The organism is Rhizobium sp. 1399 (assembly GCF_031455475.1).
Taxonomy (GTDB): domain Bacteria; phylum Pseudomonadota; class Alphaproteobacteria; order Rhizobiales; family Rhizobiaceae; genus Rhizobium.
The window spans coordinates 56,893-80,533 of record NZ_JAVDSU010000014.1; the positions used below are offsets into that span (position 1 = coordinate 56,893).

A 23,641-nucleotide genomic window follows, 5' to 3' on the forward strand; every position below is an offset into this window, starting at 1 on the left:
AATGAAATGACGAAAACCTGGTTGATTACCGGCAGTGCAAACGGCATCGGCCGCGCCACGGCCGAATTGGTTCTTGAACGCGGCGACCGGCTGGTCGCAACGGCTCGTAACGTGGACCGGCTCGCCGATCTCAAGGAAGCATATGGCGCCAATGTCGAACTGTTCGAGCTCGACGTCACCGATGCCGACGCAGCGGGTGGCGCAACACGCAGGGCGGTCGATGCATTCGGCGGCCTCGACGTCCTGCTCAACAATGCGGGGTACGGCCATCTGTCCCCATTTGAGCAGACCTCAGCGGAAGATTTCAAAGCCGAGATCGATACCAACTTCTATGGCGTCGTGAACCTTACCCGAGCGGCCTTGCCAGTCATGCGCGCGCAACGGTCTGGACACATCATCAACATATCCTCGAGCTCGGGACGCTTTGGCGGTGCCGGTTCGAGTGCTTACAGCGCGGCGAAATGGGCGGTGAGCGGCTTCACAGAATCCATCGCCAAGGAAGTAGCCAACTTCGGCGTCAAGGCCGTGGCGATCGAACCCGGTAGCATCAGGACCAATTGGACGCGCGTAGCCCGAGGCCACGTACCCGAACTTTTGCCTGAGTACGTCCCCACTATCGGCCTGATCATGAAGATGACCGAGAACTATGCCGGCAACGAACCTGGCGACCCTTCCAAGGTCGCCCAAGTCATCTTCGACCTCTCGCGACGCGACGACCTGCCCGAGCATTTGATCCTCGGCAGCGACGCGATCACGCGCATCGAGGAAGCCGAAGCGGCCCGTACTGCGATAGCAAATCAATGGGCCGCGATCAGTCGCTCGACCGACATTGATTAACGAGTGGCGCCGGCAATGCCGGCGCCCGCTCACTAAGAAAGCGAGCGTCGGGTAGCCCCCGACGACGTCCGCTTTCAGGAAACGATAACCGGGGCTCCACGTCTGATATGAGGGCGCAGTGCGGACCTTAAGAAAGCGCGTCTCGATCAATGCCGGTCACCGCGATGCGGCCAGCATGACCTCAGCACCTTCAATGACATAGTTCGCATAGCGATGGTCGCGGATCAGGCTTATCTTTTGCTCCCGCCATTCGAGCAGCATGAAATAGGAAGGACCATCAGGCGGTTCGGCTGATACCAGCAAGATTTCCCGGCCTTCCAGCCAGGCCGGTTCGATCCTGACCGGCGGATATTCGGCATAGTAGGTGAAAAATCGACCGACGTCGGCGGCACCGGAGATTTCCGGCCGTCGCGCCTGACGAAGCCGAACATCCTGCGCCAGCATGCGGCGCAAAGCATCCCAGTCTCGGGCGTTGAATAGCGCTGCAAAGTTCAGGACCTCGGGACTCGGTGGTGGAGGAACCTCGGAGCGCACGTCGGAGATGGCGCGCAATCTCGCCCGACCGCGCGACAGATGGGCCTTGACGGCATCGACACTCAGTTCCAGCAGCGCTGCGATGTCGGCAAGCGACTCTCCCAACACATCCTTGAGGATGACAGCGCTGCGTTGCGGCACCGGCAATTCTGCAAAGTGGCCGAGGGCCACCCGCACCGCGTCCTGCCGGATCAGCGCGTCCTCCGGACCGACGGCGCTGATATCGGCCAGACCGAAAGCCATCTCAAGGGGCTCCGACCGGAGCGTACTGCGCTGGCGCAGGGCATCTATGGCTCTGTTATGGACAATGCGAAACAGCCAGGGTCGCAGCGGCGTGCCCGGCGGGATCGAGCCAGCCGTCGCAAATACCCTGGCAAACGCGTCCTGAATCACATCCTCGCCGTCGATGACAGAACCCACCAGACGGGCAGCATAGCGGTGCAGTTCGGGGCGAAGCGCGTCCGCTTCGCTCGCGAGCGCTGCGAGCAGAGTTTTCCTCTCTTCGTCTTCGAGAGCAGCGTCTTCTGTCATTCGATGACCGTCACACCCGTATCCCCACGCACCGCGTAGACCATGGCCTCGGTAAGACCCGTCCTGCCGACCAGGTCGGCGACCATATCGCCAAAAGCCCGCGGCGTCATGTCCGGCCAGGTGGCGGCCTGTTCGGCAAATGTCCGACCCGCCGCCGCGGCATAGGCCGCGATGCCGGTATCGCCCACACCGGTTCCTGCAAACATCTGCCGGGGAACGATGACCCGGAACCGCAGACCCAGGCCGAGTTGCGCCGACAGGCCCTCGGCATATTTTGCAATGAACCACTGCGCGCGCTTGGCTCCCGCATAGCCGCCCGATAGCGGCGACCCCTGCACGGCGGCTCCGCTGGAGACCAGCACGACAAGCCCGCCCGGCGCCATCGGCAACGTAAGAGCCGCTTGTACCCAGTGCAGCGCGGCCTTGACGTCCACATTCCAGTTGGTCGCAAATGCCTCCCAGCCAATCCGGTCGATGCGTTCCATGGGCGGTTCCGCACCGGCATTCATGATGACGAGATCGGGTCGCGCCTGCTCCATGATCCGCCATGCCGCGTCGACATCGGTTGCCTCGGCCGATATGGCGGTGACGGTCCCTTGCTCGCCTGCCCCCTGCGCGGCCGTCGCATTTCGGGCGACCACGGTGACGTCGGCTGCGCGAGCCACGAACGCCTCGGCGAGTCCCCTCCCCAAACCGCGGCTCCCGCCGACGACCACAATTCGCTTTCCGTCCAGATCCATCTCTCAGTCCTCATTCGGGTCGGTCCAACCGTTCGACGACGGTCGCAACTACGACGTTCCAGCGAGGCAAAAAGAGTCACTGCCATCTGCGATTTGTGGCGGCCGGCGTTTAAAGATCTGGCTCGACCGAAATTCGGCGGTGATCGATATCGGCCTGGAACGGAAGCGGCCATGGATTTCGCCCTCCCGAAACAACGGCATCCGCGAAGGCGCGGATGATTGCGCGCAATTTTCTGATATTGTACATTCGCGCAACTGCATTGAGAGCTTCCGTCCGGGGTTTATCATGCGAGGGGGAACAACGATCTGATGGGGCATCTGCGGCCCCCAGGCGCGACGATGACGACCAGAGCGTTCCCATCGCCGGCTCCGCTTTTTCGTCTATCAAGCTGATCAAGAAAAACAGCACGCTCAAACCGTGCAATCGGCTGCTCTACGGCATGTGCTCCACGCATCCCGAAATCATCACCCCAGGCGGGGAAGCGTCTTCATCCTGACCCCTGCAGCCCCGCCGCCATTCCGGAAAGGACCTGCCAGATGACCCAGGATTTCAGACTTTCCCGTCGCGGGTTTTGTCTCTGCTGCATGGCCGCCTCGACATTCGCTGCATCGGGAGGCTGGCTCACCCCAAGACAGGTATTCGCGAAGGCTCAGGGCATTGTCGACCTGATCCGCGACTCCGCCGCCAAGGACCCGATCAAGGTACATAAGGCAAGGGCCGGCGTATCGATCCTTGAAGGATCGGGCGGAAACATCGCCGTCCTGACGGGGGCGGACGGAAAGGTCCTCATCGATGGCGGCATCACCGCGTCCCGGCCCCGGATACTCGAGGCCCTGGCCCGACTTGGCAAACAGCCGATCAGTCATCTCATCAACACGCACTGGCATTTCGATCATACGGATGGAAACGCATGGCTGAACGCCGAGGGCGCGGCCATTCTGGCGCATGAAAACACTTGCAAACACCTGATGTCAGTCGTGAGGGTCGAAGACTGGGATTACGAGTTCCCGCGACCGCCGCTCGCCGCCGTGCCGTCGGAAACCGTCACCGACGAGATGTCCCTCAAGCTCGACAAATCCACCCTGATGCTGAAGCATCATCCGAATGCTCACACCGATGGCGACATCTCTGTCACCTTCGGCGAAGCAAACATCGTCCACGCCGGAGACCTCTATTGGTACGGCATCTATCCGTTCATCGACTATTCGACCGGCGGCGGGATCGACGGAATGATCAAGGCGGTCGAGGACATCCTGGCCAATGTCGCCAACGACACGATCGTCATCCCCGGTCACGGTCATCCCGTCAGCAACAAGCCGGAGCTGGTCGAGTACAGGACGATGCTGGTCGATATCCGTGGGAACGTCGCCAAACTGAAAGCCGCCGGAAAGCCGATCGACGAGGTCATTGCCGCAAAGCCTACGGCCGAGTTCGATGCGAAATGGGGGCAGTTCCTCGTTACCCCCGAATTGTTCACGCGCCTCGTCTATCATGGCGTCTGAAAAGATCGTGCAACGGGAAGCTGCCCGCGCCGTCGCGAGATGCGCAACGTCTGGGAGGAGGCATGACGAAGCATCGTATCTATTCGATCAGCGTCGCAAGCGTTTACCCCCATTATATCGCCAAGGCCGAGAAGAAGGGCCGCACCAAAGCGGAGGTCGATGAGATTATCTGCTGGCTGACGGGGCACAGCCCGGAGAGCCTGGACGATGAGCTGTCGCAGAAAACCAGTTTCGAGGATTTCTTTGCGCAGGCGCCGGCGATGAACCCTTCCCGGTCGCTGATAACAGGTGTCGTCTGCGGCGTGCGCGTCGAGGAGATCGAGGAGCCGACCATGCGGGAGATCCGCTACCTGGACAAGCTGGTCGACGAGCTCGCCAAGGGAAAGACGATGGAGAAGATCCTGCGGGCATAGCCGCGGCCGCGGCCCGCGGCTTCAGTCGACCAATCCGCATCTCAGAAGGATAACGGCGGGCTTTCAGTCTTCATTCTGGCCGGATTCGACCGTTCGACGACGGTCGCAACAACAACGTTCCAACGAGATTAAAAGAGTTATCGCCATCTGCGATTTATGGCGGGCCAGCGTCTAAAAGTGTGACTCGACCGAAATTCGACGGTGATCGACTTCGAATGGATTTCGCGCCGGCCTTGCCGATCAGGCCAACAGTCCATGCAGCACGAGATCGACATGCGCCTTCAGGTAGGCATCCCTGTCCAGGGGCCGCCGCTCGTCGAAGAGAAGCTTGAAGAACAGGAAGGTGATGGCTGGCGCCACGACTGCATCGGAGAATGCAGCCGGCGCCGAGCGGAATTCGCCAAGCCTTACGCCGTCATCGATGAGGGACTGCATTTGCCAGTCGAGAGGATCGATGAATGCCTCGTGATGCCTGTCGACGATCTGGGGGAAGCGTGAACCTTCGGCGATAATGAACCGCATCAGTTCGCGCAATCTGCGGTCCCTGACCACGAGATCGTAGATCAGCTCGATCGTCTTCTGAAGCCGCTCCGCAGCAGTCCCCTGCTGTTCGTTTGCGCGCGCCAACAGGCCTTCCAGCGGCGTCGAAATATGCCCGATCATCGCTTCGAAAAGCTGTTCCTTGGTTTCGAAGTAAACATAGACGGTTCCCTTCGTGACCCCGATCCGGCTGGCGATGTCTTCGACACGTGTCGCGACATAGCCGCGCTCGACGAATTCTTCAAACGCAGCGTCCAGGATCTCTATGGGTCGGCGAGCCTTCTGCTCGGCGCGCGTCAATTTCTTCGTATCAGGCACGGCTCACCTTGAGCGTTTTTCGTGGTCGGGCGTCAAGAAATTTTCATTGACTAATGGGTTAGTCAATATTATTCGTCTGCCGAACCGATGCAAGAGGTAAATCATGAAAACTGTCCTTGTTGCCGCCTGGCTGGGCGTCAGCGCAGTCGCGCTTGCCTCATGCGAAAAGCAAAGCGCGAGTGAGGCAAAGCCAAAGAATGTGGAGGCTGTCGTGGCCAAGGTCACGCCAACAGTCGAAAACAACGCCATAACAGGCGAAGTCAGCGCACGCGTCGAAAGCGACCTTTCCTTCAGGGTCAGCGGGCGCATTGTCGAGCGTCTCGTCGATGTCGGCTCATCGGTGAAGGCGGGACAGGTGCTCGCGCGCATGGACGCCGAAGAACAGAAAGCCGATCTCGGCGTCGCCACCGCCAACCTGCAATCGGCGCTTGCCCAGCAGACGCAGGCCCAGCTCGCGTTCGACCGGCAGCAGAACCTTTTCAAGACGCAGGTTGCGACCCGCGCGGCACTCGATCAAGCCCAGGAGGCGCTGCTGACGGCTGAGGGCGGCGTGAAACTGGCGCAGGCGCAATTCGATACGGCACAAGACGCGCTCTCCTATACGGAACTGCGCGCCGATGCCGATGGCGTCATCACCGCTAGAAATGCCGAGGTTGGCCAGGTTGCTCAGGCGGCGCAACTCATCTTCACGCTTGCCCATGATGGACCGCGCGACGCCGTCTTCAATGTCTTCGAGTCCCTTTATCTCGGCCGCAACCTTGAAAACACGGTCGCCGTCAGCACCCTCTCGGCGCCATCTCACAGAATAGAAGCCTCCGTGCGCGAGATCTCGCCGACGATCGACCCGTCGACCGGAACGATCAGGGTCAAGGTGGGTCTCGAAGGCACGGCGGACATGCAGCTTGGCGCACCTGTTGTCGGCTCCTTCCGCTCCGTAGCGCAGGATGCAATCGAATTGCCGTGGTCGGCCATGGCCTCGAAGAGCGGCCAGCCGGCCGTCTGGATCGTCGACCCCGCCTCATCGAGCGTGTCGCTCCACCCGATCGATGTCTCCAACTATGAGACCGGCCGCTTTGCGGTGCGCGCGGGTGTCTCCCCGGGAGACATCGTCGTCGTCGACGGCACGAAGTTCCTGCGACCAGGCGAGGTCGTCGCATACGGCAAGGGAGCCGCAGAATGAATATCCGTATCACAGCCGGCCTTGCGATCGTCGGATCACTGCTGCTGACCTCCTGCCAGAAGCAGGAAGAAGCACATGAGCAGCCGCCGCGTCCCGTCCTTTCCGTTGTCGTCAAGTCGACCGCAGCCTCCGCACTGACCCTGCCAGGCACGGTCCAGGCCAAGATCGAGACCCAGCTGGCATTTCGGGTCCTCGGACGGGTCATCGCCCGCAAGGTCAGCGTCGGCGACGTCGTGAAGAAGGGCGATGTCGTTGCTGCCATCGATCCGCTGGCGCTGGAACTTGCGGTCAGAAGTTCGCAATCCGAGCTTTCCAATGCGCAGGCGCAGCTCGCGAATGCCGCATCCACCGAGGAACGCCAGCGGTCCCTGCTCCAGAGCAGATCGGGAAGCGAGGCGGCCTACGAAGAGGCCGAACTTGGGCGCAAGAGTGCCGCTGCCGCGGTTGCCAAGGCCCAAGCCAATCTGGACAAGGCCGAGGAGCAGCTCGGATACGCGCAGCTCAGGGCGGAATTCGACGGCGTCGTGACGGCGACTTCGGCCGAAGTCGGCCAGGTCGTGGCCGCGGGCCAGAGCATTGCGACCATCGCCCGCCCTGAACAGAGCGATGCGGTGATCGACATACCGGTCGCAAGCTTCGACGGCCTCAAGGTGGGATCGCCCTTCGAGATTGCTCTCCAGCTGGACCCGACCATCCGTGCGAGCGGCGCCGTCAGGGAGATCGCACCGGAAGCCGAGGCGACGACCCGCACGCGACGCACAAAAATAACGCTCATCGATCCTCCCGCCGCGTTTCGCCTGGGCTCGGTCGTAACCGCAACCGCAACCGTCGACGCTCAGCCGACGATCCTGCTCCCCTCCTCCTCCATCCTGATCAAGGACGGAAAGCCGAACGTCTGGGTGGTCGATCCCGCTGCCGCCAAGGTTTCCATCCGCGCGATCGGGATCGACGGAGACGTCGGCGAGGGAGGCTCCGTTCGCATCGCCGGGGGCATCAGCCCGGGCGAACGCGTCGTCATTGCCGGCGTTCACAAACTAGTCGATGGCCAGGCCGTCAGAGTAGACTGAGGAAAAATCCCCGTGAAAAAATTTAACCTGTCCGACTGGGCGCTCGAACATCGTTCACTCGTCTGGTACTTCATGATCGTCTTCATTCTGGCCGGCGCCTTTTCCTATATCGGTCTCGGCCGCGAGGAAGATCCCAACTTCACTATCAAGACCATGATCATCCAGGTGCAGTGGCCTGGTGCATCAGCCGAGGAAGTGACCAAGCAAGTCACCGACCGCGTCGAAAAGAAACTCGAGGAACTGGAATCGCTCGATTTCACCCGCAGCGAGACGGTTGCCGGGAAGACGACGATCTTCGTGGAATTGCTGCCGACGACCAAGGCCAAGGATGTGAATGCCATCTGGATGCGCGTACGCAACATGATCGGCGACATCAAGGGAGATTTCCCGAGCGGCGTTATCGGGCCGTTTTTCAACGATCGTTTCGGCGATGTCTTCGGCAATATCTACGCCTTTACGAGCGACGGGCTGACACAGCGCCAGCTTCGCGATCTCGTCGAGGACGCGCGCGCAAAAGTGCTGACCGTTCCCAATGTCGGCAAGGTGGACATTATCGGCGCGCAGGATGAGGCCATCTATCTCGAATTTTCGACGCGAAAGATCGCCGCTCTCGGGCTTAACCAGCAATCGGTGATCGAGACGCTGCAGGCGCAGAATGCCGTGACGCAGTCGGGCTTCGTCGACGCCGGTCCCGAGCGTATCGCCTTGCGGGTCAGCGGCCAGTTCACTTCAGAGGAAAGCCTCAAGGCGATCAATCTTCGTGTCAACGATCGCTTCTTTCCGCTGACCGATGTCGCCACGATCAAGCGCGGCTACGTCGATCCGCCCTCCGCACTGTTCCGCTATAACGGCCAGCCGGCGATCGGGCTCGCGATCGGCATGAAGACCGGCGCAAACCTGCTTGAATTCGGTGAAGCGCTCGACAAGGAGATCGAGCAGGTCACTGCCGACCTTCCCATCGGCGTAGACGTGGAACGCGTTTCCGATCAGCCCGCCGTCGTGGACGAGGCCGTGTCGGGCTTCACGCGTGCGCTGTTCGAGGCGATCGTCATCGTGCTTGCGATCAGCTTCATCAGCCTCGGCGTTCGGGCGGGACTCGTGGTTGCCATCTCCATTCCGCTCGTGCTGGCGATCACCTTCCTCGTCATGGCCTATACCGGCATTTCGATGCAGCGCATTTCGCTGGGCGCACTGATCATCGCCCTTGGTCTTCTGGTCGACGATGCAATGATTGCCGTGGAGATGATGGTGGCCCGCCTGGAGGTGGGTGATGATCTCCGAAAGGCGGCGACACACGTCTACACCTCGACCGCCTTCCCGATGCTGACAGGCACGCTGGTGACGGTCGCGGGCTTTATCCCCGTCGGCCTCAATACCAGTGCTGCCGGCGAGTTTACGTTCACCCTTTTCGTGGTGATCGCCGTATCGCTCCTGGTTTCATGGGTCGTCGCGGTCCTGTTCACACCCTTGCTCGGCGTGACCATCCTTCCGAAGACCATGAAATCGCATCATGAGCAGAAAGGCCGTTTTGCACGCATCTTCGCATGGCTCCTCGGCCTGGCCCTGCGCTGGCGCTGGATAACCATTGGCGCAACGCTGGCAGTGTTTGCCCTCTCGATCGGCGGCATGAGCCTGGTGCAGCAACAGTTCTTTCCCTCCTCCGACCGGCCCGAACTGATCGTCGACTGGAACCTGCCGCAGAACAGCTCCATTTCGGAGACGAACAGGCAGATGGCCAGGTTCGAAAGCGAGATGCTGGCCAACAACGGGGATATCGATCACTGGACGAGCTATGTCGGACAAGGGGCTCCCCGCTTCATCCTGTCCTATGATGTGCAGACCCCCGACGTCTCGTTCGGCCAGACGGTGATCGTCACCAAGGGGCTCGACGTTCGCGACAAGGTGAAAAGCGAGCTTCAGGCATATCTGACGAAAACCTTCCCCGGAACCGACGCCTTCGTAAAGCTTCTCGACATCGGCCCGCCGGTCGGCAAGCCCGTGCAATATCGCGTCAGCGGGCCGGATATCCAGAAGGTCCGTGACATCGCCCACCAGCTTGCCGGCATCGTCGGCCCGCATCCGCTGCTGTCCAACATGACCTTCGACTGGAACGAACCATCGCGCGTGGTCAAGGTCGATGTGCTCCAGGACAAGGCGCGCCAGCTGGGTGTCTCGTCGCAGGATATTGCAACGGCCCTGAACAGCATCGTCGAGGGATCGGCTGCCACGCAGATCCGCGATGACATCTATCTCGTCGATGTGATCGGCCGAGCCCAGACCTCGGAGCGAGGTTCGATCGAGACGCTGCAGAACCTTCAGCTTGCCGGCTCCAATGGCAAGTCCGTGCCCTTGTCTGCGGTTGCGAATTTCCATTACGAACTGGAGCAGCCGACGATATGGCGGCGCACACGCACGCCGACCATCACCATCAAGGCCGCGGTGGTGGGACCGACCCAGCCGGCAACGATCGTCGCCGAACTGCAGCCGAAAGTCGATGAGTTCCGCAAGGGCCTTCCGAGCGGTTACCGCATTGTTGACGGCGGTTCGGTCGAGGAAAGCGCCAAAGCGCAGGGGCCGATCGTGGCCGTCGCACCGCTGATGCTGTTCATCATGGCGACGATCCTGATGATCCAGCTGCAAAGTTTCAGCAGGCTGTTCCTGGTCTTCGCCGTTGCCCCCACCGCGCTGATCGGCGTTGTTGCAGCGCTGCTGTTCAGCAATTCGCCCATGGGGTTCGTCGCAATCCTCGGCGTCCTGGCGCTGATCGGCATTCTGATCCGCAACTCGGTCATCCTTGTCGTGCAGATAGAGCATCTTCGAAGCGAGGGCATGCCACCCTGGCAAGCCGTTATCGAAGCGACGGAGCATCGAATGCGTCCAATCATGCTGACAGCGGCCGCAGCCACGCTCGCGCTGATCCCGATCTCCAGGGAGATATTCTGGGGGCCGATGGCCTACGCGATGATGGGCGGCATTGTCGTCGGCACGGTCCTGACGCTGCTCTTCCTGCCTGCTTTGTATGTTGCCTGGTTTCGAATACCCCGCGAGGCCTGACAACATAAGGCCCGTCCGGATCACTCCGGACGGGCCCCCTCCCGCTGACTAAAACGCGTTGCAATCCATCTCGTTAACGCCTCCCTTTCATCCTCCAATATAGGCCGCCAGTTCGTCGGGCGTTCCCATCGGAAAGGCTTCCTTCAGATAATCGAGAAAGGCCGATACGCGGGTGCTCAGCAGCCGCCGCGATGGAAGATCCTGATCCTCGGCGCAACCGGCCGTCTGATCGTCACCCAGGCGCTGGCACATATCCGCCTCGTCCCTGACGTCCGCAAGAAGACACAGGGATGAAGCGGCGGCGGATTGCGACGAGCATGCCCCTTCGCCGATGATGTGCCGCCGCACGAGTGGCGGCGGCAACCAATAAGCCACATGGTATTCGGTCTGATCCGACATGGCTCGGCGTATGATGCGTTTGGCTGTCAGGCGCCCTGTTGGAAATACTGCAAGGCCGGAGAGATGAACTCGCTGTTTTCCCAAGTCGGATACTTCGCGCGGATCTCGCTTTGGAGATCGCTGACGGAACGCCCACCAGCCCGAACGAGGCTGCGCATCGCCGAGAAGTAGGCGAGCACATCCTCGGCGATTTCCACGCCGCCCAGATTGCCGTGACCGGGCACGATCAGCCGTGGTTCGAGGCGCCGAATATCATTCAAGACAATCTCCCACCGCGCGACATCGATGTCGCCTGAGGTGATCATTGGCGGGAATAGAGGAACGATCGGAAACATCCTTTCCTCAAGTAGGTCGCCAGCAAAGACGATGCCTTCCTGGGGAAGGTATATGATCTGGTCACCCGGAGTATGCGCTGTGCCCCAGGTGCGGAATTCGACCATCCGACCGCCAAGGTCCAATACTGCCTGGGCGCCGTCATAAGTTTCGTCGGGAGGGGTAAGCACGACGCCGTCCAGCAGGTGCTTCTGCGTAGGCGGAAGAACGCCGGTACGAAAGCCATCAAGCAATGTCGCACCGGAGCGCTGGAGGTAATCGCGCTGGGTGGCGTTGTAGTAGATTCGTCCGTCCGGTTTGAACACCTGCGCTCCGAAACCGTGCTCGGGATGTGCGTGCGTGACCGTCAGGACGATCTGCCGGCCTGGAGCAAGTTGCCCCGCGAGTCGCATCACCTTCTCTGCGTTTTCGACGCCCATCCCACAATCGACGACGAGCACCTTTTCGCGACCGACGATGATGCCGATATTTGGGACGAGTGGTATCCGTTTGTCAGGCAGGACAAACACGCCAGGCGCCATCTCAGCGGGGAAGCGTGTATCGACGATCGGCATAGGCCGCGCGGCCAGAAGCGGCTGCGCGTCTTGCGCCTGCGCCCCGCCTGGCGGCGAAACGACGGCGGCCAAGCCACCGGCCATGGAGAGCTTCAGCAAGAGCCGTCTATCAACCAGGCTGCTTGTTTTAGGGTCTGCGGGTTCCATCGATTTTCCTCATCTATGTTCCAATCGCGCCGCCTCTCCAAATCGGAGAAAAGCCGCGTCTGCACATTTTGCAGGATGAGCAGCACCCAACCATTCGGCAAATTGATTTCCTGTATTTGTTGCCATCCACGGCCTTTATGATGAGTGCTTGGCGTAGATGCCCTACTCCTGAACTACAGGATTGAATGAATTGAGAAAATTGATGCTTGCAAGATGCCGAGCGTAGTCCTGTAGCGGGCTGGAGCGCGCCCTAAATGCCAGGCGTAACGCCCCGAATTATGGGTCGACCGTCAGTCAGCCGTTGAACGGTCACCGAGGGCAGGCAGTGACATCGAGAGGGATGCGATGCAGTCCCTGAACCATCGTTGGGCAGGATGAACATCGTTGCGCCGATGCCACGACAGGACGAACTGGACAGGCTCCAGCTCGAGCGGTAGTGGCAGGATCGAGAGTTCGTGCGAGTGTCCAGATGCGAGAACCACGCCTCCCATCAGCGTCGCGATCATATCGGAACGAGCAATCAACAGGGGCGCTGCGTACATATGCGGGAGCGTCAGCGCAAGGCGCCGCTTCAGGCCTTGCTTCGCCAGGGCCGCATCGACTAGTCCAAATCGGTCGTTCTCCGGCGAGACCAACAGGTGAGAAAGTCCGAGGAACGTCTTGAGGTCGAACGGCGCCGACGCGACGGCGTGCCCTTTTCGAACGATGCAGACGAACCCTTCCTGAAACAGAGGTCGATTGAGAATTCTGCCCGTCGGCGAAGGCGGCACGCCGATGGTGAGATCGACCTCCCCGGAATCAAGCATGCTGATGGCGTCGTCACGCGCCGTGAAGTTGCGGATGCGCAATGTAATCCCTGGCGCCTGTTCGCGCAGGGCTTCAAGAAGACTTGGCAGCAGGACGAAGGTTGGGTGATCGGATAGACCCAGAGAAAAACTGACCGTCGAGGTGGATGGGTCGAAGCCTTGGGTGAATTCAAGCGTCCGCTGAATCTCGGCCAGTGCATGACTGAGCGGCTCGGCTAAATCGAGGGCGCGCGGCGTCGGCTGCAGCCCATTCGGCCCGCGAATAAACAACTCGTCTTTCAATAAGGTTCGTAGCCTTGAAAGGGCCGCGCTCATGGCCGGCTGTGTGCGCCCGATCCGTGTGCCGGCGCGGGTGACGCTTCGCTCGGCCATCAGAGCGTCGAAGGCAACGAGCAGGTTAAGATCGATACCGTGCAAATCCATAGAATGGATAATTACACATACTCAATATCGATTTCAAGCATGACGCGCCGTCGGATAACGTCTTCCCACGCCACATCCTCAGCAAGGGAAGCAACTATGGAAACTACCGAAAATAAACCGAGTGTTTTCGGCATTTCGCCGGAAGAACTGCGAGCCGTGGAGACGCTCTACCGGGCCTTCAGCGAAGGGAACCCGGACCTTCTCGACAAAGCCGTTACGGCGGACTGGCAGGATATCCCTCTTGCACCGCACCAGCAGCCGGGTCGCGATGGCATGAAACCCCTTATCCGAGAATTTGTCGCGGCCTTTCCGGACATCAGGATCCAGATCCTGGAGATCATCGGCGCACCAGGTCGCGCTGCCGTCCGTGCAGTCATTACTGGGACCCATACCGGCGAATGGTTCGGCATCGCTCCAACCGGTAGATCCTTTCGGATGCCCATTCACGAATTCCACCACATCGACAACGGCATGCTTACGCACACCTGGCATCTCGAGGACTGGTTCGGCTGGCTGTTTCAGGTTGGCGCATGGCCTGTCCAAGCGGAGGAGACGACCCGATGAAAGCCTTCCGCATTGGCAATTATAACGCTGCGCCGGTCGTCGATGACGTACCGACGCCAGATATCAGCCCGGGCGAGGTTCTCGTGCGTATCAAGGCGGCAAGCCTCAATCCGCTCGATGTAAAGCTGCAGCGTGGGTTTATGCATGCGTTCTTCCCGCTGGCATTCCCCTACATCTTGGGCACCGACCTTGTGGGCACCGTCGAATACGCAGGAAGCGACGTCACCCGTTGGCGCAAAGGCGACGAAGTCCTGGCTCGCCTCGACACGACAAGCGGCGGCGCGTTTGCCGAATTCGCTGTCGTCAGAGATGACTATTTGGTCAGCGTGCCGAAAAAGGTATCGTTCGAAGAAGCAGCAGGCATTCCGACAGCGGCGGGCACCGCGTGGCAGGCACTGTTCGAAGTCGCGGATCTGAAACGCGGTCAACGCGTCCTGGTGCATGCGGGTGCCGGTGGCGTCGGTAGTTTTGCCATTCAGTTTGCCCGTTCTGTCGGCGCACACGTGATTGCGACAGCATCGGGAACGGGGATCGACATCGCCCGCCGGCTCGGCGCGGATCAGGTGATCGATTATCGGTCGGAGAACTTTGTGAACAAGGTGTCTGACATCGATGTGGTGCTCGACACGATCGGCGGTGAAACCCAGCAGCGATCGTTCAACGTCCTGCGCTCGGGCGGATATCTCCTGGCTACCTCCGCGCCACCGGATGAAGCGCTCGCGAAGGCGCATAATGTAGCGGCGAGCTTCGTTTTCCATGCTTCCGACCGAAGCCGTCTTGAAAAGATCGTCGAAGCTATTGACGCGAGTTCGCTGAAGGTTCTCGTCGATCAGAAAGTGTCGTCGCTCGACCTTGCCCACGCCTTTGAGCATCAGGCATCAGGTCGCGCTCGCGGCAAGATCATCGTCGCATTCGACTAGACACAGCAACGCCACTGCATACCGCGGTGGCGTTTCCCTCAGTGCATTATCGACGATCAAGTCCCTCGCCCAGACCGGCGACCGGCGCTTCAAGAACCGCTGATTGTTGCTGATGACGCGGCAGCAAGAAAGCTTCGGTCGAGCTGTCATATCTTGTCGCGACGCTTCGCCAAGCACGCAAGCCTGTTGGGTACGGGACCCTAGCGGCCGACTGCGGCGCCGAGGCGTTCAAGCGCCTCGCGCACGCGCCCACGCGCCGATTCCGGAAGGCCAAGCACCGGCCGCGGTGGCGCAAACCGACCGAGGCCGATGAGATCGGCAATGGTGTACATGACGCGGAAACTGCCGAATTCCTTGAATAGCGCCCAGAGCGGCGCGAAGGCTTCGTTGATGCGTCCCGCCTCTTTAGTGTCGCCCGCCTGCGCCGCCCTCGTCAGTCTCAGGGCCTCGGCGGGCAGCAGGCCTCCCGCCACGCTATACCAGCCATCGGCACCCGCCAGCAGCGCATCCGCAGCACCCCAGTCGCCGCTATAGCCGACAGCGAAATTATCAGGTATCACCGAACGGAGACTTGCAATCTCTGCTGCGATATCGCCATTGGCGGGCAGCGGCATCTTCACCGCCTTGACGGTGCCGAGCCTGGAGAGCCGGGCGATCAGCTCGACGCTGAAGGTAAATTTCGTCGTGCCCGGATTGTTGTAGATGCAGAGCGGCAACTGCCCGACATCGGCCACAGCTGCAAAATGCTCGTAGACCTCATCATCGGTGAGCGGCGTGTAGGAGACCGGCGCCAGCAGCAGGCCATCCGCCCCGAGCTCCCGCGCATCTTTTGCGAGCGCCTGCGCCTCGTCTGTTCGAAGCGCTCCGACGCCGACGATGACTGGGATCTTGCCGCCGACGGCAGACATCGCCGTTTCAACCGCCCGGCGCCGCTGATCGCGCGACAGGAAGGCGTAACCGCCGGTGCTGCCGAGCAGGCCGATGGAATCGGCGCCCGCGGCCTGGATGCGGGCAAGCAGGGTGGCGAGCGCGTCGGTATCGACAATGCCGGAAGCATCTGATGGCGTGATCGGAAATGCGGAAAGACCGTGAAAAAGCGGCATCGGGAACGTCCTCTTTATGCGCGCGACAGCAGGAGCTTCATGCCGGCCGCCCCGAAGACGAGCGCCAGTGTGCCCTCGATCCAGCGCCGCGCGTGGCGATACATGCGGATCATCGGCGCGGTGGAGAAAACCAGCGCATAACCGCAGAAGATCGTGATGCTCAGAACAGCGCAGCCTGCGAGGATGACGGCAACCGTCGTCGGCGTCGCACCCGGGCCGAGGCCGAGCGTCATGGTCGCGATCCAGCCGAGCAGCGCCTTCGGGTTGGTCAGATGCATCAGGAGGCCGCGGCGATAGAGGCTGAAGCCCAAAGCCGGCCTGATGGCATCGAGCGGCCTGCCCTGCTTCTCGTCAGAGGTCATGGCGGATTTGCCGGCCTTGTAGGCAAGGAACAGCAGGTACAAACCGCCTGCTATCTTCAGGATAACAAGCGCCTGGGCATATTGCGCCAGAATGGCGGAAACGCCGGTCGCCGCCATCGAGCCCCAGAAGAGCGAGCCGCTGACCACACCGGCGGCAATCATCAATGCGGACTGGCGCCCTTGATGCATGGCCACGCCCATGATGCGCATATTGCTGGGGCCTGGGCTGGCTGCGGCGATGATATAGGCGGTGAAGACGAGGGCGAGATGATGCGGATCGACGGACATTCTGATTTCCCAAATTCGAATGCGCTTGGAGCGTATGCGGCCGTCACATGCCGTTCAGGAGCTTGAACGCGATCAGCCACATCACGCAAGCGATGATGGTTTCGAGAATGCGCCAGGAAACCGGCCGTGAAAAGATGGGACGAAGCCAGGCCGCACCATATCCCAGCGAAAAAAAGAACAGGAAGGAGCCGCTCACGGCCCCCGCGGCAAAAGCCGCCTGATGGCCGGCAAAGCGCGTCGAGATCGTGCCGAGCAGGATCACCGTATCGAGATAGACATGCGGATTGAGCCAGGTGAGCGCCAGGCACATGGCCATGGTCTTGCCGAAGCTTGCCCCCGCCCCGTTTGAAACCTGCAATGCGCCCGAAGACCACACCGCCGAATAAAGGCTTTTTGCCCCATACCAGATGAGGAATGCCGCCCCGCCATAGCGCATGACCGGATCGAGCCAGGGCATGAGGTTCACCACCTGCGCCAGGCTGGTGACGCCGACGACGATCAGGATCGCATCTGATAGAGCGCAGGCAAGACAGACGGCGAAAACATATTCATTGCGCAGCCCCTGGCGCAGGATGAAGGCATTCTGCGCGCCGATCGCCACGATCAGGCTGAGGCCGGCGGCCAAGCCGGTGAAATAGGTCGTAAAATTCATGATATCAGAGGCTTCCGTCGCGTTGTTGAGCCGCTCCGTAGACTGATCGGCGACATTAAGCTAATTAATCATCCTTACGTCAATTAAGCGCAGCTTACCCATGATCGATTATCCCGCCCTTCGCGTGCTGCTTGCCGTGGTCCAGACCGGCAGCTTCGAAAAGGCCGCCGCCGTCCTGAACGTCACGCCATCGGCAGTCTCGCAGCGCATCAAGCAGCTGGAAGAGCGGCTGGGTGCCGCCCTCGTCGTGCGCGGTACGCCATGCACGGCGACGGAAAAGGGCGACTGGCTCTGCCGGCACATGGAAAATGTCGGCATGCTGGAGAGCGAGTTGCTCGAACACCTGCCGGCGCTGAGCGACCGCGACAGTCCCGAACAGCGCGTCACGCTGCAGATCGCCACCAGCGCCGACAGCCTCGGCACCTGGTTTCTGGAGGCGATGGCGGATTTCTCGAAAAGCTCGAACTATCTCCTGAACATTTCCGTCGACGATCAGGACCACACGGCCGAATGGCTGGAGCGCGGTCGCGTCATCGCCGCCGTCACAAGCATGGAAAAGCCGGTCTCCGGCTGCCGCCGCTACTCGCTCGGCGCGCTGCGCTACCATGCGACCGCGAGCCCCGAATTCGTCCGCCGCTATTTCCCTGATGGCGTCACTCCTGAAGCGCTTGCCCGCGCCCCTTCCTTCACCTTTAACCAGAAGGACCGCCTGCAGGCGCAATGGATCCGCCGCACACTGGCGACCGACGTCAACGTGCCGACGCACTGGCTGCCGGCCACACAGGGCTTTCTCGATGCGAGCCTGCTCGGCATGGGCTGGGGCATGAGCCCGATCCAGCTGATTGAGGACCACATCAAAGCCGGCCGCCTCGTCGAACTGATCCCCGACACACCGCTTGATGTCGTGCTCTACTGGCAGATCAGCCGGCTTGCTGCAGACCGGCTTGCGGGTTTGACGCAAAAAGTGATCGATGTGGCGAGGCGGTCGCTGGTGTGAGGGTGACGCGTGGGGACAACAGCGTCTGCTTTGGGCCAAAAGCCGCCATTCCGCCCCATGCGGTGATTAGATCACGAATTCCTCCTCGTACGTCTGTGGCTCGGGAACGACCGTGATCTCCACCGGAATGATCCAATTGGCCACGTAGCTCTCGCAGTCGGAACGCTGGAGGTCGGGCTGCGCGGACCCGGCCCCATCGATCGCGCGACATCGCAGTATATATCGCCCCACTTCTTCAGGGGTCCACATGTATTCCCACAAGCGCCATGCAAAGGGACGTTCTGTTTCGAGGAGCTTTCCCTCGCGCCAGCCCCTGCCATCCCCGGTGCAGACCTGCACCTGCCGGACAGCAGCCTCTCCGCTCCAGGCGGCTCCGAAAATCCGGTACGGTTGGCCGACGATGAGACGCGCCCCCTGTACGGGACGCGCGATCTGCGCTTTGACCTCCATCTCCGCAAGGGGGACCAGCCTGGGTTCCCCGAGGCTGCGCTCCCAACGGAAATAGTCGCGCGCCTGCCAGTAGCCAAGGAACGGTTGCTCCACAACCGTGATATCAGTGACCCACTTGACCCAAGCCATGCCGAACCAGCCACCCACGACCGCGCGTAGCGGGTAGCCGTGATCGCGCGTCAACGGCTGCTCGTTCATCGAATAGGCAAGGATCGTGCTGTCAGCGATGGCCTTCTCAAGCGGCAAACTGCGCGCAAAAGCGATGGGGCCGGGAGAAGCCGTTTTCTTGTTCGCGTCGACGACGCCGCTGTCGGCGCCTGCGAGCAGGACCTCACATGCGGTTCGCTTGACGCCCGCCATTTCCAAAATCTCGCGCAGAAGAACACCTGTCCAGGCAGCATTGCCGACGGCTCCATTCTGCCACTGCAATCCCTCCTTCGGCGGCTCATAGTAGACGCGCCCGTTCCCCGCGCACTCGACGACGGCGGTGAAAGTCGTGCTCCGCATCGCCTTGATGCTGTCGAGGTCAAGTTCGATCGGCCGCTCCACCGCCCCGCCAACCCGCAATCTCCAGTCTCGCGCATTGAGGTCCGGCGACGGGAAATGATTTCGCACGAAAAACAGCTCGGTTGGGATCAGCCAATCGGAGAGCGACGCAAACGGAAACTCGATATTCTCTGGGGATTTCTGTCGAACTATTAGACTGGGCTGCTGTGGTGTCGGCATCGCGTACTCGTCTCCCCCTTCAAAGAGCACAACGTCGGCTCTCGGTCGCACGAACTCCGGTTCGATCACACCGCCCCTCGCAGTGCGTCTGTCGCATTCCGCCTTCGGGCCGCATTCTAGCACATACCGTACGTCTCTCGGATCGACCTCGAACGGCAGCAAAGGGCCGAAAGCGGTCATTCGCTCCAAGTCAGACCAGTCCACCAGAACGCCAGACTTCGCATGCCGGAGCAGAATGCCAACAGCCGGCCCAGCCCGCCATCTATCATCAAACCGCGCTCAGCCTGAATAGCGGCAACGGACAGCGCCGCACTGGCAGCCGCCGGAATAGGCCTCAGCCATCACGCCCCCTCACCACCCATGCGGTGGTATCGTGATCGGGGTGCTGGTTGCTGCTCTCCTTGATTGCCGCGGCCCAGTCGGCGCCGTTGTTTTCGGTCGCACCGGTATTTTCTATGCCGGTGATCGTATCGAACCATTTCACCATGTTCTCGGTGCAGGTATTGGCACGCGGCGAGAAGGCGTGCGGGTCATCAAGCGAACCGATCATCAGGTTGGTGCGACCGTTTTCGAGGTGGTGGAAAAACAATGGCGTGCCGCAATTGGCGCAGAATCCGCGCTCGACAAGCTCCGAGCTCTTCCAGACATCAGGCTTGCCGCGTGTCCAGGTGAGTGCATCATCGGGCGCGGCGACAAGCGCGGCAAAGATGTTGCCCGAGGCCTTCTGGCACATGCGGCAATGGCAGAGATGCGAATTGTCGAGCATAGCGGTTGCGTGATAGCGCACGGCGCCGCACTGGCAGCCGCCGCTCACCTCCATCTCGATGCGTTTCATTTTTTCTCCTCCTTCAAGAGGCGGGTTGGGTTTAATTTCTTTTAGATTTTCGTCTTTTGATCGTCCAGCCAGAGGAATACTCTCTCGGTGGATCGTCGAACGGTTCTTCGCATGGATCATGCCGGAACCACATGAATTCTCGGACGAACTCCGGGATAACCCGATTCCTGTTGCAATCGCCAAAAAATTGTATTAGCTAATTCTTGAGGAAATATTCACGTAAAACTTGGAAACTGCAAAATCCACTTGGTCTTGGCGCAATTAATACGCGTGGCCTAGCGAGATTTACTGTCTGTTTGCTATGCGCTCTTCGTGCAACGGGAGCGTGGCCTGATAGTTATGCTGTCGGTAGCGATCTCTGAGGCGGTCGTGCCATCTGGACGTGGAGAGGATCATGATTCAGACGGTTTACTTCGCAACCAATCGTCAGCCCCTCCTTGACCCCACGGATCCGCAGCATCAGCGGATCATCGGCTTCGGTTCCGAACTCGGGCCGACCAGCGGCATCGATGTCCGCTACGGCAGCGCCAAGGTCAACGTCAATCTGTCGAGGAAGACGAACGTGCTCGTGCCGGGCTCGCTCGCCGTCGCCAACCAGCAGCTTCTCTTTGCCGAAGGCGAGGCGCCGACGCTTGGCAGCGACACGATCTTCGATGCCATCCGCGCCTCGATGAAGGCCGATGACAAGCCAACCATCGCCTTCATCCATGGCTTCAGCAACAGTTTCGTCGATTCCATCGAGCGCGCCGGCTGGCTGAGCGCCTTCTACGGCCTCGACGTCAACATGTTCGTTTTCTCCTGGCCGTCGATTGCCTCGCTCCTGCCCATACCCACACCGTTTGGCGATTACGCCCATGATCGCAAGACCGCGGCGGCATCAGGCATCGCGATCGCCCGAACCCTGCGTCGCCTCAGCGATTTCGTCGACAAGCTCAGCGAGGAAGAGCGCTGCAACCAGGCCATTCACCTCATCTGCCACAGCATGGGCAATTATGTGATGCGAAACGCGCTGCAGGCGCTGATGAAACTGCCCGAACCGCCCTCCCCGACACTCTCGACCGTTAGTGCCATGACCTCGCTCGATGGCACATCGTCATCGCCCCTTCGCCGCTATTTCGACAAGGTGATCCTGGCTGCCGCGGACGAGGATGCCGATGCCTTCGACGATCCCCAGAAATTCAAGTTCCTGCCGCGGATCTGCCGGTCGATCACCGTCTATTATTCCGAGAAGGACTGGATTCTCAGCACGCTCAGCAGCGGCACAAAATTCAACGGACCGCGCCTCGGCGCAGACGGCCCCGACAATATGGGCACGATCAGCGACAAGGTATCGGCGGTCGACGTCAGCGCCATACTCGAGCTCTCAGAGCCGGAGAACCATCAATATTACCGCGTCTTCCCGCAGATGCGCGACGACATAAAGGCGGTCCTCACCGGCACCCCGGCCGAAAAGATCGCCAATCGCCAGGCAATCGGGCAATCCAGGTGGCGGATCGTCAGGAGGGCCGGGAGAAGCGGATGAACGGGATCAATTCGGCCGGGTTTTGAACCTGAAGCCGGCGTTCGCGCGAAGCTTCTGTCCGATCAAAACCCCTCCCCAACCACTAGCCGGAAATCAGGCGATGCACGACAAACAAGTTCCGAGAAAGTACCTCATTCCCATAGTGAGATACCTTCTTGAGAAAGCGCGTTTTGAACGGCCGGTCTGTCTTCAAGACGGCGGGCATGTCTGGTCCACGCTGGATAGCTATTCTGCATGTCTATGTGCATCCGATTTCCCCATCGATAGAACACCAGCAGATATGGATCGACCACGGAATAGTGGTCTCCCACGGCCCAGAGACGCTCGTTCAGTCTGCTTTCGATAAGCGCGAAGGCTGAAGAAAGATGCTGCTTGCCCTTGGCGATCAACGAATCATACTCGCCATCGTCGGTGAAATAGTCCGGTCGCCAAATCATTCGAACAGCGACGGCATGCACCGTGCCTGACAGCCAGTTAAACCATTCGATCGATCGAACGATTGCTTCCGGATCTGCGCTCAAGAGCTTGGCACCAGGGTTGGTTAGCCCGAGATGGACGAGGATTGCCGGCGCTTCCGTCAGGATAAAATTGTCAGCGGTGAGGACGGGAATGCGGCCTTTCGGGTTTAGTCGGCGGAATTGATCAGTTTTAGTTTCTGGATGCCCCGGAGACATCAAAGCAAGTGAGTAGGGTTCGCCGATTTCCTCCAGTACGATGTGAGGCGCGAAAGAGCATGAGCCCGGTGCGGCATGTAGTGTGTATAGCATCTGATCCTCGAATGAATGCGGTGAAAGTCCCAATGAAAGCGACAGTTTTACAGATGAATTCCGCGACGCCGTAAAAATCAGCGTTTCGCGACGAATAAGTGCGCAGACTGCTTCGCGAAGATATCTCCATCAAGATAAATCGCCCAAAATACCCCCGCACCGCAGGGGATTCTCCGGCAGTATCGAGTTCGATTCCACATTTCAGTTGGGGGCTGGGCGCAGCTCATAAACAATGCCATACCGAGTGCGACAAGGGAGTCATCGATGACCGGGAACGCTTCTCTGCACACATTCGCCATCGGCGATGTCCACGGGCGTGCCGACCTGCTGGAGAAGATGCTCTCCGGCATTGCCGGCAAGGCGCGCGACGAGACGATCGACTACCGGATCGTCTTCCTCGGCGACATCATGGACCGCGGGCCGGAGAGCCGCAAAGCGATGGATCTCGTCATCCGGACGCTGCGCGACAGACCGGGCTCGAAGCTGATACGCGGCAACCACGACGCCCTCCCTCTTCAGATCCTCGACGAGACGGACCCGGCCGTTCAGGCAGATCTCGTAAACCACTGGCGGGACCTCGGAGGCAGCGAGACGATGCTGTCCTACGGCCTGCCCCTTGAGGCAGCCATCACCGCAGATGAGATCAGCAGCAGGTTTGGAGACGAGCGCCTGCAATGCCTGCGCGCGGCGGAACGCTATGTCGAACTCGACCACCACATCCTCGTCCATGCCGGCCTGAAACCCGGCATTCCCCTGGCCGAGCAGGATGCGCATACGCTGATGTGGATTCGCGGCGAATTCCTGAACGCCAGCACCTCATTCGGCAAGATCGTCGTCCATGGGCACACGATTACCGCAAGCGAACGCGTCGAGATCTTCCCGAACCGGATTGCCATCGATACCGGCGCCTTCGCGACGAATATCCTCTCTGCGCTCCACATCAGCCCATCCGGCGATGTGGCGGTGCTGCAGGCAACGGAAGTCCGCCCCGGTCCGTGCCGTTTTCAGGAAGGCCGGCCCCTCCACCGGTCTCATGATAATGCGGATATGCTTTTCTAGGATTGGGCAGAGCGAGA

Annotated in this window: 22 protein-coding genes and 1 pseudogene; 11 read left to right on the forward strand and 12 right to left on the reverse strand. The window is 60.5% G+C overall.

What is annotated here, in order from left to right; genetic code table 11:
• The first annotated feature begins 6 nt into the window (after positions 1-6).
• Positions 7-837, forward strand: a complete 831-nt coding sequence (locus J2X71_RS31180) for an SDR family NAD(P)-dependent oxidoreductase (protein WP_310388418.1) — start codon at positions 7-9, stop codon at positions 835-837.
• Between the two features lie 156 nt (positions 838-993).
• Here J2X71_RS31180 and J2X71_RS31185 read toward each other — a convergent pair whose 3' ends face one another.
• Both J2X71_RS31185 and J2X71_RS31190 read right to left on the reverse strand, forming a co-directional pair.
• Positions 994-1,902 carry an RNA polymerase sigma factor gene (locus J2X71_RS31185; RefSeq protein WP_310388421.1) on the reverse strand — a complete coding sequence of 303 codons (909 nt, stop codon included), beginning with the start codon at positions 1,900-1,902 and terminating at the stop codon, positions 994-996.
• Positions 1,899-2,642 (reverse strand): SDR family NAD(P)-dependent oxidoreductase, encoded by a 744-nt coding sequence (locus J2X71_RS31190; protein WP_310388423.1) that lies wholly within the window; start codon positions 2,640-2,642, stop codon positions 1,899-1,901. Before J2X71_RS31190 ends, J2X71_RS31185 begins: the two co-directional genes overlap by 4 nt.
• A 537-nt stretch (positions 2,643-3,179) precedes the next feature.
• On the opposite strand from J2X71_RS31190, the gene J2X71_RS31195 reads away from it, so the two are divergent.
• Both J2X71_RS31195 and J2X71_RS31200 read left to right on the forward strand, forming a co-directional pair.
• The gene (locus tag J2X71_RS31195; protein WP_310388425.1) at positions 3,180-4,145 is read left to right on the forward strand and encodes an MBL fold metallo-hydrolase; all 966 of its coding nucleotides are present in this window, start codon (positions 3,180-3,182) and stop codon (positions 4,143-4,145) included.
• Positions 4,146-4,207: 62 nt separating this feature from the next.
• Complete coding sequence (locus J2X71_RS31200) at positions 4,208-4,558, forward strand: DUF2200 domain-containing protein (protein ID WP_310388427.1); 351 nt, start codon at positions 4,208-4,210, stop codon at positions 4,556-4,558.
• 240 nt (positions 4,559-4,798) lie between these two features.
• On the opposite strand, the gene J2X71_RS31205 is transcribed toward J2X71_RS31200, so the two are convergent.
• A complete protein-coding gene (locus J2X71_RS31205; protein ID WP_310388429.1) occupies positions 4,799-5,416 on the reverse strand; it encodes a TetR/AcrR family transcriptional regulator in 618 nt (205 codons plus the stop codon).
• A gap of 103 nt (positions 5,417-5,519) precedes the next feature.
• On the opposite strand from J2X71_RS31205, the gene J2X71_RS31210 reads away from it, so the two are divergent.
• From J2X71_RS31210 to J2X71_RS31220, 3 genes are read left to right on the forward strand one after another with little or no spacing between them, the layout of a single operon-like run.
• Positions 5,520-6,596, forward strand: coding sequence for an efflux RND transporter periplasmic adaptor subunit (locus J2X71_RS31210; protein ID WP_310388431.1), 1,077 nt, complete (start codon positions 5,520-5,522; stop codon positions 6,594-6,596).
• Positions 6,593-7,663, forward strand: coding sequence for an efflux RND transporter periplasmic adaptor subunit (locus J2X71_RS31215; protein ID WP_310388434.1), 1,071 nt, complete (start codon positions 6,593-6,595; stop codon positions 7,661-7,663). Before J2X71_RS31210 ends, J2X71_RS31215 begins: the two co-directional genes overlap by 4 nt.
• Before the next feature lie 12 nt (positions 7,664-7,675).
• Positions 7,676-10,717: an efflux RND transporter permease subunit gene (locus J2X71_RS31220; RefSeq protein WP_310388436.1), complete on the forward strand. Its 3,042-nt coding sequence runs from the start codon at positions 7,676-7,678 to the stop codon at positions 10,715-10,717.
• An 87-nt stretch (positions 10,718-10,804) separates the two neighbouring features.
• Here the strand turns inward: J2X71_RS31220 and J2X71_RS31225 are convergent.
• The 3 genes and pseudogenes from J2X71_RS31225 to J2X71_RS31235 form a co-directional block, all read right to left on the reverse strand.
• Positions 10,805-10,912: pseudogene (locus J2X71_RS31225) on the reverse strand (LysR family transcriptional regulator); the annotation flags it as partial.
• Positions 10,913-11,142: 230 nt separating this feature from the next.
• On the reverse strand, positions 11,143-12,150 hold the full coding sequence (locus J2X71_RS31230) for an MBL fold metallo-hydrolase (RefSeq protein WP_310388438.1): 1,008 nt from the start codon (positions 12,148-12,150) through the stop codon (positions 11,143-11,145).
• Positions 12,151-12,440: 290 nt separating this feature from the next.
• On the reverse strand, positions 12,441-13,379 hold the full coding sequence (locus tag J2X71_RS31235) for a LysR family transcriptional regulator (protein WP_113322115.1): 939 nt from the start codon (positions 13,377-13,379) through the stop codon (positions 12,441-12,443).
• 96 nt (positions 13,380-13,475) lie between these two features.
• On the opposite strand from J2X71_RS31235, the gene J2X71_RS31240 reads away from it, so the two are divergent.
• Both J2X71_RS31240 and J2X71_RS31245 read left to right on the forward strand, forming a co-directional pair.
• Positions 13,476-13,943: an ester cyclase gene (locus tag J2X71_RS31240; protein ID WP_310388441.1), complete on the forward strand. Its 468-nt coding sequence runs from the start codon at positions 13,476-13,478 to the stop codon at positions 13,941-13,943.
• On the forward strand, positions 13,940-14,863 hold the full coding sequence (locus J2X71_RS31245; protein ID WP_310388443.1) for an NADP-dependent oxidoreductase: 924 nt from the start codon (positions 13,940-13,942) through the stop codon (positions 14,861-14,863). Before J2X71_RS31240 ends, J2X71_RS31245 begins: the two co-directional genes overlap by 4 nt.
• Positions 14,864-15,063: 200 nt before the next feature.
• Here the strand turns inward: J2X71_RS31245 and J2X71_RS31250 are convergent, their stop codons facing one another.
• The 3 genes from J2X71_RS31250 to J2X71_RS31260 are packed head-to-tail and all read right to left on the reverse strand — an operon-like array spanning position 15,064 to position 17,268.
• A complete protein-coding gene (locus tag J2X71_RS31250) occupies positions 15,064-15,966 on the reverse strand; it encodes a dihydrodipicolinate synthase family protein (RefSeq protein ID WP_310388445.1) in 903 nt (300 codons plus the stop codon).
• A 14-nt stretch (positions 15,967-15,980) separates the two neighbouring features.
• Positions 15,981-16,616 carry a LysE family translocator gene (locus tag J2X71_RS31255; RefSeq protein WP_310388447.1) on the reverse strand — a complete coding sequence of 212 codons (636 nt, stop codon included), beginning with the start codon at positions 16,614-16,616 and terminating at the stop codon, positions 15,981-15,983.
• A 43-nt stretch (positions 16,617-16,659) separates the two neighbouring features.
• Entirely contained in the window at positions 16,660-17,268 is a 609-nt protein-coding gene (locus J2X71_RS31260) for a LysE/ArgO family amino acid transporter (protein WP_310388449.1), read from the reverse strand.
• A gap of 100 nt (positions 17,269-17,368) precedes the next feature.
• Here J2X71_RS31260 and J2X71_RS31265 point away from each other — a divergent pair, with 100 nt between their 5' ends.
• A complete protein-coding gene (locus J2X71_RS31265; RefSeq protein ID WP_310388451.1) occupies positions 17,369-18,265 on the forward strand; it encodes a LysR family transcriptional regulator ArgP in 897 nt (298 codons plus the stop codon).
• A gap of 66 nt (positions 18,266-18,331) precedes the next feature.
• Here J2X71_RS31265 and J2X71_RS31270 read toward each other — a convergent pair whose 3' ends face one another.
• Together J2X71_RS31270 and J2X71_RS31275 are read right to left on the reverse strand one after the other, a co-directional pair.
• Positions 18,332-19,510: a sulfite oxidase gene (locus J2X71_RS31270; RefSeq protein WP_310388453.1), complete on the reverse strand. Its 1,179-nt coding sequence runs from the start codon at positions 19,508-19,510 to the stop codon at positions 18,332-18,334.
• A gap of 265 nt (positions 19,511-19,775) precedes the next feature.
• Positions 19,776-20,276 carry a GFA family protein gene (locus J2X71_RS31275; protein ID WP_310388455.1) on the reverse strand — a complete coding sequence of 167 codons (501 nt, stop codon included), beginning with the start codon at positions 20,274-20,276 and terminating at the stop codon, positions 19,776-19,778.
• Positions 20,277-20,670: 394 nt separating this feature from the next.
• Between J2X71_RS31275 and J2X71_RS31280 the strand changes: the two genes are divergently transcribed.
• On the forward strand, positions 20,671-21,798 hold the full coding sequence (locus tag J2X71_RS31280) for an alpha/beta hydrolase (protein ID WP_310388457.1): 1,128 nt from the start codon (positions 20,671-20,673) through the stop codon (positions 21,796-21,798).
• A gap of 131 nt (positions 21,799-21,929) precedes the next feature.
• Here the strand turns inward: J2X71_RS31280 and J2X71_RS31285 are convergent, their stop codons facing one another.
• On the reverse strand, positions 21,930-22,565 hold the full coding sequence (locus tag J2X71_RS31285; protein ID WP_310388459.1) for a glutathione S-transferase N-terminal domain-containing protein: 636 nt from the start codon (positions 22,563-22,565) through the stop codon (positions 21,930-21,932).
• Between the two features lie 264 nt (positions 22,566-22,829).
• Here J2X71_RS31285 and J2X71_RS31290 point away from each other — a divergent pair, with 264 nt between their 5' ends.
• Positions 22,830-23,624: a metallophosphoesterase gene (locus J2X71_RS31290; RefSeq protein WP_310388461.1), complete on the forward strand. Its 795-nt coding sequence runs from the start codon at positions 22,830-22,832 to the stop codon at positions 23,622-23,624.
• Positions 23,625-23,641: the final 17 nt, after the last annotated feature.